The organism is Lysinibacillus sp. CD3-6, from assembly GCF_006351725.2.
GTDB lineage: Bacteria > Bacillota > Bacilli > Bacillales_A > Planococcaceae > Lysinibacillus.
Window position 1 is genome coordinate 476,081 of sequence record NZ_CP085880.1, and the last position, 17,794, is coordinate 493,874.

Below are 17,794 nucleotides of genomic sequence, written 5' to 3' on the forward strand. Positions count from 1 at the left end.
AATTTACCTGAATATAATTAAAGGGGTGCATGTAAATGGTTCAAACTAATCTTAAGAGTGATGTATTAAAAAAAGATGAACAATATGTCTGGCATTCAATGAAGCCTTATAATCCGCAAGCAACATATGTTGTAGAAAAATCGGATGGTGCAAGAATCGTTGATACAGAGGGTAATGAATACATTGATGCAATGGCGGGGTTATGGTGTGTAAATGTAGGATACGGTCGTAAGGAATTAGCGGATGTTGCACATGAGCAAATGATGAAAAATGCCTATGCGCCTCTATCACAAGGCCATTTGCCCGCTGTTGAATTAGCAGAAAAAATTAACCAAATGCTTGGCGGCGATTATGTCATTTTCTTTTCTAATAGTGGCTCTGAGGCAAACGAAACGGCGTTTAAAATAGCCCGTCAATATCATCAACAAAAAGGGGAAAGTGCACGCTATAAAATTGTCTCGCGTTATCGGGCATACCACGGAAATTCATTCGGAGCTTTAGCTGCGACAGGGCAAGCAGAACGAAAATATAAATATGAACCACTTTCACCAGGCTTTATTCATGTTGCGCCACCTGATCAATATCGGGAACCAGAAAATGACTCGTTAGCACCAACTGACTTAGCGAGTGTAAAAGTTGTCGATAAAATGATGACATGGGAACTGGGCGATACTATTGCAGCAATGATATTAGAACCGATTATTACAGGTGGCGGTGTTATCATGCCTCCAGAAAATTATATGAAGGGCATTGAGGCAATCTGTAAAAAACATGGAGCATTAATGATTGTCGATGAAGTCATTTGCGGGTTTGGACGTACAGGAAAGCCATTCGGTTTTATGAACTACGGTGTGAAGCCTGATATTATTACGATGGCTAAAGGGATTACAAGTGCTTATTTACCACTGTCAGCAACGGCAGTGAAGCGGGAAATTTATGAGGCATTTACAGGAACAGATGCATACGGTTATTTCCGTCATGTCAATACATTTGGTGGATCACCTGTAGCCTGTGCTGTCGCTTTGAAAAATATCGAAATCCTTGAAAGAGAAGCGTTATTTGAGCGATCTAAGGAAGTAGGAGCTAAAACATTACAAACGCTTCAAAATGCTTTAAATACGCATTCAAATGTTGGCGATGTTCGTGGGAAAGGCTTATTGATCGGGATAGAATTAGTTGTAGATAAAATCTCAAAAGAACCTTTGCCAGTGGAAAAAGTGAATGCTGTCATTGCAGCATGTAAAGGGCAAGGGGTTATCATCGGGAAAAATGGAGCTACCGTAGCAGGGTTTAATAACGTCTTAACATTATCACCACCACTTAATATTGCACAAGAAGATCTTGATCGCATACTAAATGTGGTTGTGAATAGTATAAATACGCTGTAGTAACTATTCAAGTAAGTTCTAAAAGCCGTGTTAAAGGCTTTTAGAACTTTTATTGTAGTACTTTGTAGCTTAAATATTTTTCAAGAAAATTATTATTGCACAATAAAAATAATTTTAAAATTCTGAAAATTATTAAAAAAATACTGGAAATATTAGATTTCATAGTTTATAGTTGTAAAAAATAATTAATTTTCTGATAATTAAAAAATATTGTGAAAGGGAATATTTTTTTAAATACTTATTTTCAGCAGTGGAATAAATACACTTTGTAATTTGAACTATACTTTCTGATTAAAAGCAATTTTGATAGTTGAGGAGGCAATGTCTTTCCTGAATTGAATTGTCTAATCGTAAGAAAATATAGTTTTATTTTTTGCCTATTTATTTTCAGCAGTGGAGAAAATAAATATTTTTAGTAATTATATTTCTTATTTTAAGCTATAAGAAATATTTTTATATATTTTTACTAAGGGGGAAGATGGAATGAATTTTGTTAAAAAATTGGTTTTTGTAATTCTATGTACGTTGCTTTTAGCGGCATGTGCAGAGAAAGACAATTCTACCGCACCAAATACGGGAGACAAGTCTACTACAGATTCAGGCACAGCAAGTTCAAAAAATGAGCTTGTCATCGCTGTAAATGAAAACTTTATTTCTATGGATCCGCATAACACAGGGGATACTAATTCGAACTCTGTACAGGAGACGATGCTAGAAGGATTGCTAGGCTTCGATGCAGATGGGCAAATTATTAAGGTTTTAGCAGATGATTATTCAATAAGTGAAGACGCGCTCGAATATACGTTCAAACTTCGAGAAGGGGTTACTTTCCATGACGGGGAACAGTTTAATGCTGATGCTGTAAAGGTCAACATTGAACGAATCATGAATGATGAAAGCTTACGCTTATATTCTCGTGGATTTAGCTTAATAAACAACGTTGAAATTCTAGGCGATTATGAGATTAAAGTTACTTTAAAAGAACCATATGGACCAATGATTACTCGTTTTGGGGTTGCCAAAATGATTAGTCCAAAAATGATTAAAGAAAATTTAGCAGAAATACCTAAAAAACCAGTCGGTACAGGTCCATATAAATTTGTTGAATGGGTACAAGGAGACCATTTAACAATTGAAAATTTTGATGGCTATTGGGATGGCAGACAACGTGTTTCTAAAATTATCTATAAACCAGTACCCGAAAATGGATCACGAGTGGCGATGCTAAAAGCGGGGGATGCACAAGTTATCTATCCTGTGCCATCTCAAAATATTGATGAACTTTCTAGTAGTAAAGATGTAGAGGTTAATAAAGTTCCTTCTACAATTGCACACTACGTTTCATTAAATACTTATAAAAAACCTTTGGATGATCTTAAAGTTCGACAAGCCTTTAACTATGCGGTGGACAAAGATGCTTATATAAAAGTGGTTAATGCGGGGCTAGGTGTACCATTAGACTCCATTATTCCTTCCAAAACGGTTTATTATAAGCAACAAAAAATGTATGAACACAATATTGAAAAGGCAAAAGAATTATTGGCTGAGGCTGGCTATCCTGATGGCTTCGATATTGAAATCTGGGGTAACACAAACTCAGATACGATGAAAGGTATGCAGTTTATTCAACAACAGTTAGGTCAAATTGGTGTAAAAGTAGAAATTAAATCAATGGAGGAAGGCACTTTATCAGATGAAATCTATGGTGCACAAACACCAGATGATGCGAAATTGAAAATGTGGTATGTGAGTTGGTCAGCCTATGCTTCGGATATAACGAATGCGACAAAGCCTCTTTTCCATAGCGTATCATTCCCTCCAAATGGTGCAAATACAGCTTACTATAATAACACGGAGGCAGATCAATTAATGGATGAAGCTAACTCCATTTCAGATGTAGATCGCCAAGCGGAACTATATGAAAAATTACAGGAAATCGTTTATCAAGATACGCCTTGGATTTTCTTAGGGGTGGATGAGGTTGTATATGGCGTGCGCTCAAATGTTAGTGGTGTGTTAGTAAACCCTACAGGTGGACTTGATGTGAAGAATGCCAAAGTGGAGTAATGTACAGAAAAGGAATTGATGCTAGTCAATTCCTTTTTTACAAAATAGAAAGGAGGAAGGCGCCATGGGGAAATATATAGCAAGAAGAACTGTTGAAATGATACCGATTTTAATTGTCATTTCCATATTAACATTTTTATTTATTCATTTTATACCTGGTGATCCAGCACGATTAGTAGCAGGTAAGGATGCCACGCTAGAAGATGTTGAAAATGTACGACATGAGATGGGTTTAGATAAACCGATTCTTAAACAATACGTGGATTATATGAAAAATCTTGTGACGGGTGAGCTTGGCACGTCTTTAACAACAGGGCTACCTGTCATCGATATGTTTAAAACAAGGTTTATGCCTTCTCTTCAGCTTACTTTCCTTTCCATGTTTTGGGCTACATTAATGGGTTTGGCGATAGGTGTTTTTTCTGCCATCAATAAAAATAAATGGCCTGATTATTTTGGCATGGTAACGGCTGTTTCGGGCATTTCGATTCCAGGATTTTGGCTAGGCCTATTATTAATTCAATTATTTTCAGTGCAACTAGGGTTACTTCCGACAGGTGGATTAGATGGCTTTTCTAGTTATATTTTACCTTCCTTGACCTTAGGGGCTGGCATTATGTCAATGATCGCTAGATTTACTCGATCTTCCATGCTTGAAACGTTACAAGCAGATTATATAAGAATAGGGAGAGCAAAAGGGTTGAAAGAACGCTCCGTTATTGTGACACATGCTTTAAGAAATTCCTTAATTTCTGTGGTAACGGTAGCAGGCCTGCAATTTGGATTTTTATTAGGTGGATCGGTAGTAGTAGAGACAGTTTTTAGTTTTCCAGGAATGGGACGACTTCTGATCGATTCTATCGCATTTCGTGATTATCCCGTTATTCAGTCAGCATTGCTGTTATTTGCTTTGGAATTTATTTTAGTAAATTTAGTCGTAGATGTGCTTTATACAGTGTTAAATCCAAAAATTCAATTAGATGCTTAAGGGAGGGAACAAAATGACTTCACCAACTACTGTGCAAAATAGCCAAGTGCAAAATACACAAAGAAAATACTCTCCTCTTAAAGAATTTTGGAAGTCTTTTAAAAAACAAAAGGCTGCATTGGTAGCAAGTATCTTTATAGGATTATTAATTGTAGTTGCTATTATTGGTCCTTATATCGCGCCGTATGATCCTTTCGAACCGAATTATGATGCTTTATTAGAGGGACCAAGTGCGAGTCATTTGGCAGGAACGGATGAGTACGGTCGCGATATTTTCAGTCGTTTAATAGTAGGAGCAAAAATATCCTTAATGGTGAGTTTTAGTGCCGTATTTTTAGGCTTAATATTAGGAACAATTTTAGGCTTAATTAGCGGTTATTTTGGTGGGTGGATTGACAAAATCATCATGCGTAGCTGTGATGTATTATTTTCATTTCCTGATTTATTGTTAGCTATTGCCATTGTAGCCTTATTGGGTCCTGGTATTAATAATGTCATTATTGCTGTGATGATTTTTAGTGTGCCATCCTTTGCCCGTTTAGTAAGAGGTGCTACATTGAATGCGAAAGAGAATGTATACGTAGAGGCCGCACAATCCATGGGGGCTTCGCATGTTAGAGTGCTGTGGAAACATATTTTCCCTGAAACCATGAGTGAGTTAATTATTTTTGTCACAATGCGTATAGGAACAGCCATTTTAGCAGCATCTGGTTTAAGTTTCTTAGGCTTAGGTGCCAGCCCTGAAACGCCAGAGTGGGGAGTCATGCTAAGTAGCGGGCGTGACTATTTAGGAACATCTTCGCACGTAGTCATCATGCCGGGCATTGCTATCTTTTTAACCGTACTAGCATTTAACTTAATAGGTGATGGATTACGAGATGTATTAGATCCAAAAATAAAAAATAATTAAGGAGAATGCCTATGTCAGAACATGTACTGCGAGTAACTGACTTAGAAACGTCCTTTACGCGTGATAAAAAGGAAATCAAGATTTTAAGGGGTGTCAACTTTGCCATCCGTAAAGGAGAGATCTTAGGCTTAGTGGGAGAATCGGGTAGTGGGAAAAGCTTAACATCGTTATCCATTATGCAATTATTCCATGGGACTACAGGTAAGATTGTCAATGGCTCTATACATTTTAATGGTGATGATTTGACGAAAATGTCTGAAGCTGAAATTCGGAAGATTCGTGGCAAGCAAATGGCGATGATTTTTCAAGAGCCAATGACTTCTTTAAATCCAGTCTTAAAAATTGGCAAACAGTTAATGGAAGCAATTGAGATGCATTTGAAGCTACCGAAGAATGAAAGTAGACATCACGCCATCCAAATGTTAAAAAACGTGGGCATAGGAAGAGCCGAGGAAATCATTTATGAATATCCACATCAGCTATCAGGAGGAATGCGCCAGCGCGTAATGATTGCTATGGCGATGGCTTGTCATCCTAATTTACTTATTGCTGACGAACCAACTACTGCGCTTGATGTTACAATACAAGCTCAAATTTTAGAGTTAATGAAAAAGCTAAAGGAAGAAAATGACACAGCTATTTTATTAATCACTCATGATTTAGGTGTTGTGGCAGAAATGTGCGATAGGGTGGTTGTAATGTATGCAGGGCAGGTTGTAGAGGAAGCTGATGTCTTTGAGTTATTTGCTAGCCCAAATCATCCTTATACAAAAGGTTTAATTGCATCTGTACCGAAAATTGGTGATAACAAAGAAATATTGGATTCTATCAATGGTCAAGTGCCATCCCCGCAAAATATGCCAAATGGTTGTAAATTTGCTCCAAGATGTAATGAAGCGATGTCTATATGCCATCAGGAGAGTCCACCGACAGTGGAAATTTCAGCTACACGGCAATGTAGCTGCTGGCTATATGCGAAAAAGGATGTGAAAGTAAATGCCTAATAGTATTTTAAAAGTGGAGAATTTGAAAAAAAGCTTTCAAATAGCTGGTGGATTATTTCAAAAAAAGCAATATGTTAACGCGGTCATAGATGTTTCCTTTGAAATAGAAGAAGGTACGACATTTAGTCTAGTTGGGGAAAGTGGTTGTGGAAAATCTACTACAGGTAGGTTAATCACTAGATTAATAGCGCCAACAAACGGAAGTATTGTTGTTGACGGGAAAGATGTGGCTACAGCAAAGCAATCCGATTTAAAGCATTTAAGACAAACTGTTCAAATGATTTTTCAAGATCCATATGCCTCATTGAATCCAAGAATGAAGGTAAAGGAGCTTGTTGGTGAGCCTTTAGAAATTCATACAAAACTTTCAAAAGCCGAGCGTGAAAAACTAGTTCTTGAAATGCTGGATGTTGTTGGATTAAATGCTGAACATGCTGACCGCTATGCACATGAGTTCAGTGGTGGACAAAGACAGCGTTTAGGTATTGCACGCGCTTTAATAACAAAACCAAAGTTGATTATTGCGGATGAGCCTGTGTCGGCATTGGATGTATCTATACAATCGCAAATATTAAATTTATTAAAGCAATTACAGCAAGAATATAAAATATCTTATCTTTTTATTTCTCATGATTTAAGTGTTGTAGAACATATTAGCCATTATATAGGTGTCATGTATTTAGGTTCCATTGTAGAAATCGGGCGAAAAGAGACTATATTTAATGAACCTAAGCATCCTTATACGCAAGCACTCATTGCTTCCGTGCCGATAGCAGATCCCACATTACGAAAAAAGAAAATCGTTTTAACTGGTGACATACCGAATCCTAAAAACCCGCCAAGTGGTTGTACCTTCCACACAAGGTGTCCTTTGGCATCAGATATATGTAAGCAAGCTATACCAGAAATGAAAAAAATTAACGAAGAGCAAAGTGTTGCATGTCACTTTGTTCACTAATAGAAAGGGTGTTCATAAATGAAAATTGGGTTAAGCACATACAGTATGGTCAAAAAAATGAGGCAGGGGGAAATGACTGTTCTAGATGTTTTGCAATGGGTAGCAGACAACGGGGGGCAGCATGTAGAATTAGTGCCCTATGAATTTACTGTTGTAGATAACTATGAACTTGCAACACAAATTAAAGAAAAAGCAGCAGAGCTAGGATTAGAGCTATCTGCCTACTCATTACCAGCAAACTTTATTCAGGATACGGAGGAAGCTTTTCTAGAAGAAGTTGAACGCTTAAAGAAACATATTGATGTAGTACATCATATGGGCATTAACATTATGCGCCATGACGTTACGCTCTTTACTTTACCAAAGGAGCAAACAACCATTCATTATTACAATGAACACTTTGAAGAAATGGTTAGAGGCTGTCAGTTGATTGCCGATTACGCGAAACAATTTAATATTACGACAACAATTGAAAATCATGGCTTTAATGTGCAAACGAGTGATCGTGTACAACAATTAATTCATGCAGTAAACAGAGACAACTTTAAAACAACTTTAGATATTGGGAATTTTTTATGCATCGATGAACAGCCTTTAATTGGTGTAATGAAAAACCTTCCCTATGCGGCTACAGTGCATTTCAAAGATTTTTATATTCGTCCTTATTATGAAAATCCAGGGGATGGCGAATGGTTCCGTACAGTGCATAACAACTACATTAGAGGGGCAATTGTCGGGCATGGCGATCTGAATATTCGAGAAATTATTAAGCTCGTAAAAGGTAGTGGCTACGATGGATATATTGTGGTGGAATTCGAAGGCATGGAAGATTGCCAAGTTGGTTCAAAAATAGGGATGGATAATGTACGTCGTTTATGGGACGAATGCCAGCTCTAAAGGAGGAAAGAACATGAATAAATTAAAAGTTTGTGTAATCGGTACAGGTTCTATTTCCGATTATCATTTAGGTTCCTATATGAAAAATCCAGCGGTCGAGTTATATGGGGTGTATGATGCCTCCATTGAGCGCGGTAAAGCAAAGGCAGCTCAATTTGGAGCAAGTCACGTTTTTTCTTCAAAAGAAGAGCTGTTTGCAGACAAAAATATAGACGCTGTTAGTATTTGTACATGGAATAATACGCATGCCGAATTCGCCATTCTTGCATTGGAAAATGACTTACATGTGCTGATTGAAAAGCCGTTATCGATGACTTATGCGGAAGCTTTAAACATTCAAAAAGTTGCCGAACAGCATCAGAAAGTATTTCAAGTAGGCTATGTAAGACGCTTTGCCACAAATACCAAAGTGCTGAAAAGCTTCATCGACGATAACAAACTAGGCGATATTTATTATGCGAAAGCGTCCTGTCTTAGAAGATTAGGAAATCCAGGAGGCTGGTTTGCAGAAATCGAGAAGTCTGGTGGCGGTCCTTTAATTGATTTAGGTGTACATGTCATTGATATTTGCTGGTATTTAATGGGCAGACCAAAGGTGAAACGGATAACAGGTCATACTTACAATCAATTAGGAAATCGAAATCATGTTGAAAATTTATCCTTTTATAAGGCGGCAGACTATGATGCTACTAAAAATACAGTAGAAGACTTAGCAAATGCCCTTATTACCTTTGACAATGGCGCGTCGTTAATGGTAGACGTTTCCTATACACTACATGCCATAAAAGATGAAATAAGCATTAAGCTATATGGCACGAACGGTGGAGCGGAGCTAGAACCAGAATTAAAAATTGTGAGTGAAGAGCATAATACGATTTTAAATATTCACCCTCAAATTAACGATTTAACCTTTGATTTTGCGAAAGCCTTTCAAAATGAAATTGATGCATTTGTTGATTGTTGCCTTCATCAATATGATTCAGTGGCACCAGTTGAGGATGGGGTAGAAATTATGAAAATCTTAGAAGGTATTTATATTTCTGCAAATGAAGGAAAGGAAGTGGTTTATTAAGATGGTGAAATTGGACAATAAAATTGGTGTGATAGTAGACAGTTTTCGTTTGCCTATTCGTGAAGGCTTATTAAAGGCGAAAGAAGTTGGGGCACAAGGGGTACAAATGTATGCAGTGTCAGGTGAGTTGGACCCAGATAATTTAAATGCTACACAAAGAGCAGAATTGAAGCAGTACATTTTAGCGTTAGGTCTAGAAATCTCCGCATTATGTGGTGATTTAGGAGGACATGGCTTTCAAGATAAAACAGAAAATGCTTGGAAAATAAAAAAATCGAAAGAAATTATGCAATTAGCAAAAGATCTTGGCACATCGATTGTGACAACTCATATAGGAATCATTCCTGAAGATGAAAATGATCCAATTTATCAAACGATGCTGGAAGCTTGTGAAGAATTAGGTCAATATGCTACATCTTTGGATGCTTACTTTGCAATTGAAACAGGTCCAGAAACGAGTCTTACATTAAAGGGATTTTTAGATAAACTATCGACTAATGGAGTATCGGTTAATTTTGATCCTGCCAATATGGTAATGGTAACAAATGATGACCCTGTAGCTGGCGTTAAGCTTTTAAAGGATTATATCGTACATACGCATGTGAAGGATGGCATTCAATTACAGCAAACGAATCCAAAAGATGTGTATGGCTACTTAGGATACGATTCTGGAACATCTCATGATAAAATAGAAGAAATGGTGGAAAATGGGGATTTCTTTAGGGAACTTCCATTAGGTCAAGGAGATGTCAATTTCGAGCTTTATTTTTCAGCTTTACAGGAAATCGGATACAATGGCTATTTAACTATTGAACGAGAAGTGAGATTAAATCCCGAAAAAGACATCAAAGAAGCTGTACTATTCATAGAAAAGTTTAAATAGGGGTTGAATTTAATTTGAAAAAGCAAGATCAAGTACAAATGCGAAGGCAAAATAAATATATTGTGCTTGACGCAATAAGACAGATGGCACCAATTTCAAGAATTCAATTATCTAAATATACAAAAATGAGCCCTACGACCATTACTCGTATTGTGCAGGAACTAGAAGCGGAAGGCTTTATTCTTGAAGGGATTTCGGAAGAAACAGCTATTGGTCGACGTCCTACGTTAATTCATATGCGTGAAGATGCTTTATATACTATTGGGATAGAAATTGATTGCTTTACTATACGGATAGGTATATTAGATTTCTTAGGGAAGCTTATCGCCTTCCAGGAAGTCAAATGTAGCATCAGACATCAATATGAAGAAGCTATACATCTACTGAAACAGTCTATAAATAATATAATGACAGAATATCAGATTGCCCAGGATAAATTACTAGGCATTGGGATAGGAATTCCAGGAGTCATCAATAACGAGGAAGGAATTATCGTTTCTTCTGAGCAATTGAAGTGGGAAAACTGCCACATAAGAGAAGATTTAAATGGTGTTTTTGGTTGTGAAGTCATCATAGATAATGAATTAAAAATGCAAATTATTTCTGAAATTGGTAATATCTATTCGCCGCTGTATTCAAATTGTATTTTAGTTGGAATTGGAACAGGAATAGGAGCATCTATATTATTAAATGGAGAGGTCTATCGTGGCATTCAAAATAAAGCTGGAGAAATAAGCCATATAACGATTAATCCCTTTGGTGAAATGTGTCACTGTGGTAAAAGAGGGTGCTTATCCATGTATGTTTCTGAAAATACGTTGTTAAAAAGAACGCCTAAAAATCTTAATATTCAATCAATGGAAGAAATTTTGCATTGTGTTGATCAAGGCGAGCCATGGGCAATCGATATTCAACAAGATGTAGCTACTTTTCTAGCTATTGCCATCAATAATCTAGTTTGCTTATATGAACCAGAGGCTGTCATAGTCAGTGGAGAAATGATTGAACACAATGCAACATTTCAAAAACTACTAAGTGAAAAGTGTAAACAATATATATGGAAAGAATTACAACCTTACTTTGATTTGCAGTTTTCAAATCAACTAAAAGAAGGGGTTGTAAAAGGAGCGGCATTACAAGCACAAAAGCAGTTGCTTTCTGTTTAAAGAAAGGTTGATTATTCATGGCTTACTCAGAATTTTTAAAGGAGTATCGTTCAGGATTAATGGAAAATGTGCATTATGGACAAATGAGTGCTGTGAATCTGACGAAGGAAGAATTTATTTCTGTAGGTCAAGATTATGAGCCTGTGTATTTTCGTTCTGCAGCAAAACCATTTCAAGCTATTCCTATTTTTATGACAGATTTTATAGAAAAGTACGGTATTACTGCAACAGAAAGTGCATTATTTCTGGCTTCACAAAGAGGCGAAATTTATCATCAAGAGGCGTTAATCTCTTTATTAGGAAAAATACCTATTGATGAAAATGAGTTAATTTGTGCTGCATCCTATCCATTAAATGAGGAACCTAAAACACAGTATATTCAACAGGGATTTGAAAAGAGGAAACTATTTCATAATTGTGCGGGCAAGCATTTAGGATTTTTAACTGCCTGTTTAGCAAATGGCTTTGACGTTAAGCAATATTGCCATCCAGATCATCCACTGCAGCAGATGATTAAAAAATACATTGCTTATTTAAGTGAATATGATGTGGAGAGAATTCATACAGGGATGGATGGTTGTGGTGCACCAGTGTTTGCGATTCCGCTAAAAAATATGGCAATTGCCTATTTAAAGCTAGCACGACCAGAATTAATTGATGATCAACGGATTCGTGAAGCAGTAATAAAACTTACTGGAGTAATGAATAAAGAGAATCATATTATTGCATCTCAAAACTTTATTTGTACGGCATTATTACAGGACCCTAATATTGTGGCGAAGGGTGGGGCACAGGGGGTATACTGTTTTGCTCTAAGGAAAGAAGGGTTAAGTTTTGCCTTGAAAATTATGAATGGCTCAGAAAGTCCGTGGCCGAATGTAATTGCTTCTATATTGGAACAAATTCAGTATACAAATCAGGAAGCAATTGAGCGTATTAAAGCATTGTCTCCTTCATTTGTGCGTAATGACACAGGAGTTGAGGTAGGGGAAATTGTTTCGACAATTAAAATTGTATAGAGGTGAAGGCACTTGTATGTTTTGGCAATTGACGGTGGTGGAACAAAAACAATAGCAACAATCTCAACATATCGTGGCCAAATGATGGCGCTAGCTGAAACGGGCAAAAGTAATCCTACATCCATGAGCTTAGAGCAATTTACCGAGACGATAACAGAACTCATAAAAGATTTAAAAAGACAACGGCCTCACGAATTTCAACACATTACAAAATGCCATGCGGGACTATCTGGTGTAACAGAAAATAATAATGAGAAAATTACTCATGCATTATTAACCTCGCTTTTACCTAGAGACTGTCAACTAGCACTATCGAATGATGGCTTGAATGCGCTGTATGCGGGTACATTAGGTCAGCCTGGCATTGTACAAATATCTGGTACAGGTGCGATTACACTCAGTATAGATTCGTTTGGAAGAATTGAGCGTACAGCAGGCTGGGGTTATATTTTTGATGATGAGGGCAGTGGCTATGATATTGGTATTCGCACATTAAAAGCGGTATTTAAGGCATTTGATAAAAGAGGTTCTGAAACGCTCCTAACAGCAGCGGTATTAGAATATTTTCAATTACAATCTGTTCCGCAAATAATCGAAGTGGTGTATGGTGAAGGACATCCGCGTGACATAATATCTCCCTTAAGTAAGGTAGCAATCGAATGCGCTAAATGCGGGGATGCAGAAGCCAATACAATCATTAATCAGGTATGCCATGTTTTTTATCAAAGTGTAGAAGCTTGTTACAAAAAAAATCCGTTTGCAGAGAAGCGTGTTAAAGTAGTGCTGGCTGGTGGAGTTTTTAATGAGTTGGGGCTATTTATTGAAAAATTAGAAGCTATTGATAAAAAGAATAGTAATCAGTATGACTTCATGGGTGCTTATAGCTTACCAGTTGGTGGTGCAGCTTTAGCTGCATTAAAATTACCTCGTAATGAAGCTAAGATATTTATCGATCAATTTAATGTAAGTATGAAAGAGTTTTTAACTAATTAATCCCCCTTTAACCTAGCAAGTAGAGATGGCATGTACATATCTCTACTTGCATTATGTTAGTCCCCTGCTTTAAACATATATCCCTTATAAGAGTTGTGGATAATCATGACGATCCCCATTAACATGAAATTTGAAAGTAGTGAACTTCCACCGTAGCTTAAAAACGGTAAAGTTACGCCTGTTACAGGTAAAAGTCCTATCGTCATACCAATATTTTGCGTAATTTGAAATGCTAATAAACTGGAGATACCCGCGCCCATTAGTGTCATAAATGGATCCTTTGCTTGTACTGTAATTAGGACAATACGGTAAATAACAAAAAATAATAGTGCAATAACAAAAGCCCCACCCACAAATCCTACTTCTTCTGCGATAGCAGAAAAAATAAAGTCGGTATGTTTTTCTGGAACATAGACATTATTTTGCAAATAGCCTTTCCCTATGAACTCACCTGAACCTATAGCCATAAAGCCTTGTCTAGTCTGAAAAGATGAATCCGTATATTCATAAGGCTGTAGCCACCCATAAATACGAGAAACCTGATGCCCAGATAATTTACTTAATAGCTTCTCGGTAAAAAAATCATTAAACTTTATATAAAGAGTAGCGATAACAGTCACAATTGACACTGGGATGGCTGTAAAGATTACGAGTAATTTAGTTTGAATGCCTGAGAAGTAAACCATCGGTATAATCATCGCCATGTATAGCATAACCATGCCTGTATCAGGTTGCTTATAGACAGCAAGTGTCGGTGGAAGAGTAATAATGCCAATCGTAATTAGTAGGCGCATATCTGATAGGAAGGATGGCTGTACATATTTTGCTCGATGGGCAACAATGACTTTACTCACAACAATTAAAAATGCAAACTTTAAAAATTCTGATGGCTGAAATGATCCTAAAAGTGGAACTTGATACCAAGATTTCGCTTCATTGATTGTTCGTGCGATGCTTTCAGGAGCAATAAATAAGCCAAAAGTGAGGGCTACCATAAACCAATAAAATGGCCATCCTATTCTTTTAAGTTGTTCAATATCAAGTGTTGCGACGCCATACATAATTAAAAATCCAAGGCTATAATAGATAAATTGCTTTACAATAAACAAACTTGCATATTGTTCAAATGCTATACTGCTAGAATGAACGAAAAGGCAACTAATAATACCGAGCAACAATAGACTGATTGCTAAACTATTATCAAATTTTTTTAGCTGCAACAGTTTCACCTCCTTTCCTTTTTGGAAAAACCAACTAGTAATAGGGAACGAATGGAATTAAAGAAGGTTCCGTGAAGCATATGATCATTTCTTCAGTTTTCTAGAAAATTTTACAAAAACATAACACTGGCTTTATATCTCCATACTATGATTAATGGTAAGAGTTGGAGAAGGAGCCGAAGATGATGCATTTTTTTCGTTATATTAAGGTAAAAGATAAGCTGCTTGTACTCATGGTTGTATGTGTACTATCAAATATTCTAATAGGTATATTTAGTGTAGATTATTTACGGAAAATGTCCTGGCATGCAAGCGAGAGTTATACAGAGGGGCTTTTACCGATTGGTTGGCTAAATGAACTAGAAGAAGCGCAACGACAATTGGATTTCTTAGTGGATTCCAATGGTGATTACCAAGAGATGACGGGTATTCTAACTAATATTGAACAGCCTGTAGGTCATTTAGAAAAATTAACGATTGATAAAAAGATGAATCATCAAGTAAAGAAGTATAATACGATATTCGCCCAGCAGGTAGATTTAGTTGAAAGCTATGAGCAGTTAAATTTGCAAGAGCGTCAGCGATTTTATGAGCAAACCTATTTACCTGTAAGCCAACAAATTCATGCATTATTAGAAGAAACACAGAGCTACTTAGTTCAAAGAGCAGAGGAACAGCAGCAAGCGTACCAAAAGGATGTACAATTCGGTTATTGGTTATTAGGTAGTGTTTGTATGTTTGTTGTACTATTAGTTATTTTCATTGGTTTGATTGCAACGAAAGCAGTGAATGTTCCGACACGTCAATTAAAATCTTTATTGAAACGCGCTGAGCAGGGAGATTTTACAGCCAATGCGAGTTACGTGGCGCATGATGAGCTTGGAGAAGTTGTCCTATCCTATAATCAGATGGCAACAGAAGTAAAACAATTACTACATACGGTGACAAATAGTGCGCAAGAGGTAGAAGTGATGACGGAGAATTTGCAACAATCCTCTGAGCAATCTTCTACAACTACGGTTAAAATTGCAAAGGATGTGCAAAATATTGCCGAGTTGACTACTGCTTCTACTACAAAATTAGCGTCCAATTCAGCTTCATTAGAAGAAGTACTGAATGGTGTGCAAGTTATATTAGAAAAGGTGAATCTTGTAGAGAGCTTTGCACACGATACTGCACACGAAGCAGAGAGTGGTACAGAAATTGTACAGGCAAACTTAACGCAAATTCAAGCGATTAAACTAGCGGTAGAAAAATCAAATACAGCTATTTTTAATTTAGTTGAACGTGCCGCTACAATTGACCAAATGGTTGAAGTTATTGAAAAAATAACTGCACAAACAAATTTACTTGCTTTGAATGCATCCATCGAAGCCGCTAGAGCAGGCACGCATGGGCAGGGATTTGCGGTCGTTGCAAATGAAGTACGCAAGCTAGCGGAACAAACCGTTCATTCAACAAATACTATTACGTCAATTGTACAAAACATTCATACAGATTCTCACTATGCTGTAGAGATGATGGAAGGTGTTTTAATTGCTACCGAGAAGGGTGTAAAAGTAACTGCAGAAACAGCAACAAGTTTCGATCAAATACTAGAGAAAGTAAATAATATACAGCCTTATATAGTAGAGGTATCGTCGACAGTTCAAGAAATAGCAGAGCATACGAAAAAGGTAAACGAAGATGCAGTGATGTTGACATCTCTTTCAGAAACAAATGCTGCCTCGACCAAACATGTGGCAAAATTGACGACAGATCAATTAAATGCACAGCAACAATTTCATAATTATATAAAAGAATTAAGAAAAGTTTCAAAGGTATTACAAATCGCAGTGAAACGCTTTTCAATCTAATGAAAAAATTCAAATTAAAAAATGAAGAACCTCTTTTACATTTAAGTGCAAAGAGGTTCTTTTATTATGTAAAAAAATAGATAATTGTACATGTGGAAAATACAATTGTGTTTTCTATAGATGGTGTAGAACACTTTGAATATGAAACCATATACTGATAACAAGGTGTTGTATGTTCTTTTTTAGAAAATTACACATATTGTTGTTGTATTTTTAATATGAACACATTATAATAAAATTCATCAAAAGTGTTATTAAATCAATGTTTTAGTATAAAATATTGTGCTTCTCAGGAGTACAATTGTTCATATGTGGAGGTTTGGAGAAATGGAAAAGATTATGGTTACAGGTGCTCTTGGTCAAATTGGCTCTGAGCTAGTAGAAAAACTTCGTAGTATTTATGGAGAGGACAATGTATTAGCAACGGATATACGAAAGCTTGAACATACAAAGGGTCCGTTCGAAGTACTGGACGTGACAGATGGACAAAGAATGCATGATTTAGCTAAGGACTTTGGGGCGGATACGATGATGCATTTGGCCGCATTATTATCTGCAACCGCAGAAAGAAATCCATTACTTGCTTGGAATTTAAATATGGGTGGATTGATGAATGCGTTAGAAGTTTCTCGTGAGTTAAATTTACAGTTTTTCACACCAAGTTCAATCGGTGCATTTGGACCATCAACACCTAAGGATGATACACCGCAAGATACGTTACAGCGCCCAACAACTATGTATGGTGTTAACAAAGTTGCTGGTGAATTATTATGTGACTATTATTTTAATCGTTTTGGCGTTGATACACGTGGGGTGCGTTTCCCAGGTTTAATTTCTTATGTAACGCCTCCTGGAGGCGGTACAACTGACTATGCGGTTGAAATCTTTTATGAAGCAATTCAGCAAGGAAAGTATACATCATATATTCAAGAAGGTACTTATATGGATATGATGTATATGCCCGATGCATTACAAGCTATTGTAGACTTAATGGAAGCGGACAGTAGCAAGTTAATTCACCGCAATGCATTTAATATTACGGCAATGAGTTTTGAACCATCTCAAATCGCTGCTGAAATTAAAAAGCATTTGCCACAATTCCGTATGGATTATAAGGTAGATCCAGTGCGTCAGGCGATTGCAGATAGTTGGCCAAATTCTATCAATACTGATGCAGCCAAAAATGAGTGGGGCTTTAAAGCGGAATATGATTTAGCAAAAATGACTATTGATATGTTAGAGAAATTAAAAATTAAGTTGCAAAAAAAAGCCATTTCATAAAAAACATATATTAAATCGAAAGTTTGTACTTTAAGACAGGCGGGAAAACAATGTTGTTTTCATTGCCTGTTTTTTTGTTTTGGAAATGCATT

15 protein-coding genes are annotated in these 17,794 nt (G+C 36.6%); 14 read left to right on the forward strand and 1 reads right to left on the reverse strand.

Features of this window, described 5'->3' with window-relative positions:
• Window positions 1-35 precede the first annotated feature (35 nt).
• The 12 genes from FH508_RS02225 (at window position 36) to FH508_RS02280 (ending at window position 13,345) form a co-directional block, all read left to right on the forward strand.
• Window positions 36-1,388: an aspartate aminotransferase family protein gene (locus FH508_RS02225; RefSeq protein WP_173478684.1), complete on the forward strand. Its 1,353-nt coding sequence runs from the start codon at window positions 36-38 to the stop codon at window positions 1,386-1,388.
• A gap of 483 nt (window positions 1,389-1,871) precedes the next feature.
• A complete protein-coding gene (locus FH508_RS02230) occupies window positions 1,872-3,455 on the forward strand; it encodes a glutathione ABC transporter substrate-binding protein (RefSeq protein ID WP_173478683.1) in 1,584 nt (527 codons plus the stop codon).
• Window positions 3,456-3,519: 64 nt separating this feature from the next.
• The gene (locus FH508_RS02235) at window positions 3,520-4,443 is read left to right on the forward strand and encodes an ABC transporter permease (RefSeq protein ID WP_139860673.1); all 924 of its coding nucleotides are present in this window, start codon (window positions 3,520-3,522) and stop codon (window positions 4,441-4,443) included.
• A 13-nt stretch (window positions 4,444-4,456) separates the two neighbouring features.
• Window positions 4,457-5,353, forward strand: a complete 897-nt coding sequence (locus tag FH508_RS02240; protein ID WP_139860674.1) for an ABC transporter permease — start codon at window positions 4,457-4,459, stop codon at window positions 5,351-5,353.
• Between the two features lie 11 nt (window positions 5,354-5,364).
• On the forward strand, window positions 5,365-6,357 hold the full coding sequence (locus FH508_RS02245; protein WP_173478682.1) for an ABC transporter ATP-binding protein: 993 nt from the start codon (window positions 5,365-5,367) through the stop codon (window positions 6,355-6,357).
• Window positions 6,350-7,315 carry an ABC transporter ATP-binding protein gene (locus FH508_RS02250; RefSeq protein ID WP_139860080.1) on the forward strand — a complete coding sequence of 322 codons (966 nt, stop codon included), beginning with the start codon at window positions 6,350-6,352 and terminating at the stop codon, window positions 7,313-7,315. Before FH508_RS02245 ends, FH508_RS02250 begins: the two co-directional genes overlap by 8 nt.
• Window positions 7,316-7,333: 18 nt before the next feature.
• Window positions 7,334-8,212 (forward strand): sugar phosphate isomerase/epimerase family protein, encoded by an 879-nt coding sequence (locus FH508_RS02255; protein ID WP_139860082.1) that lies wholly within the window; start codon window positions 7,334-7,336, stop codon window positions 8,210-8,212.
• Window positions 8,213-8,225: 13 nt separating this feature from the next.
• A complete protein-coding gene (locus FH508_RS02260) occupies window positions 8,226-9,284 on the forward strand; it encodes a Gfo/Idh/MocA family protein (protein WP_173478681.1) in 1,059 nt (352 codons plus the stop codon).
• A 1-nt stretch (window position 9,285) separates the two neighbouring features.
• Window positions 9,286-10,167 carry a sugar phosphate isomerase/epimerase family protein gene (locus FH508_RS02265; RefSeq protein WP_173478680.1) on the forward strand — a complete coding sequence of 294 codons (882 nt, stop codon included), beginning with the start codon at window positions 9,286-9,288 and terminating at the stop codon, window positions 10,165-10,167.
• A gap of 14 nt (window positions 10,168-10,181) precedes the next feature.
• Window positions 10,182-11,333, forward strand: coding sequence for an ROK family transcriptional regulator (locus tag FH508_RS02270; protein ID WP_173478679.1), 1,152 nt, complete (start codon window positions 10,182-10,184; stop codon window positions 11,331-11,333).
• A gap of 17 nt (window positions 11,334-11,350) precedes the next feature.
• Window positions 11,351-12,352 (forward strand): asparaginase, encoded by a 1,002-nt coding sequence (locus FH508_RS02275; protein ID WP_173478678.1) that lies wholly within the window; start codon window positions 11,351-11,353, stop codon window positions 12,350-12,352.
• A gap of 12 nt (window positions 12,353-12,364) precedes the next feature.
• Complete coding sequence (locus FH508_RS02280; protein ID WP_173478677.1) at window positions 12,365-13,345, forward strand: N-acetylglucosamine kinase; 981 nt, start codon at window positions 12,365-12,367, stop codon at window positions 13,343-13,345.
• A 56-nt stretch (window positions 13,346-13,401) separates the two neighbouring features.
• Here FH508_RS02280 and FH508_RS02285 read toward each other — a convergent pair whose 3' ends face one another.
• On the reverse strand, window positions 13,402-14,574 hold the full coding sequence (locus tag FH508_RS02285) for an FtsW/RodA/SpoVE family cell cycle protein (RefSeq protein WP_228134356.1): 1,173 nt from the start codon (window positions 14,572-14,574) through the stop codon (window positions 13,402-13,404).
• A gap of 173 nt (window positions 14,575-14,747) precedes the next feature.
• Here FH508_RS02285 and FH508_RS02290 point away from each other — a divergent pair, with 173 nt between their 5' ends.
• Both FH508_RS02290 and FH508_RS02295 read left to right on the forward strand, forming a co-directional pair.
• Window positions 14,748-16,421, forward strand: a complete 1,674-nt coding sequence (locus FH508_RS02290) for a methyl-accepting chemotaxis protein (protein ID WP_228134357.1) — start codon at window positions 14,748-14,750, stop codon at window positions 16,419-16,421.
• 327 nt (window positions 16,422-16,748) lie between these two features.
• A complete protein-coding gene (locus FH508_RS02295; protein ID WP_139860135.1) occupies window positions 16,749-17,702 on the forward strand; it encodes an L-threonine 3-dehydrogenase in 954 nt (317 codons plus the stop codon).
• Window positions 17,703-17,794: the final 92 nt, after the last annotated feature.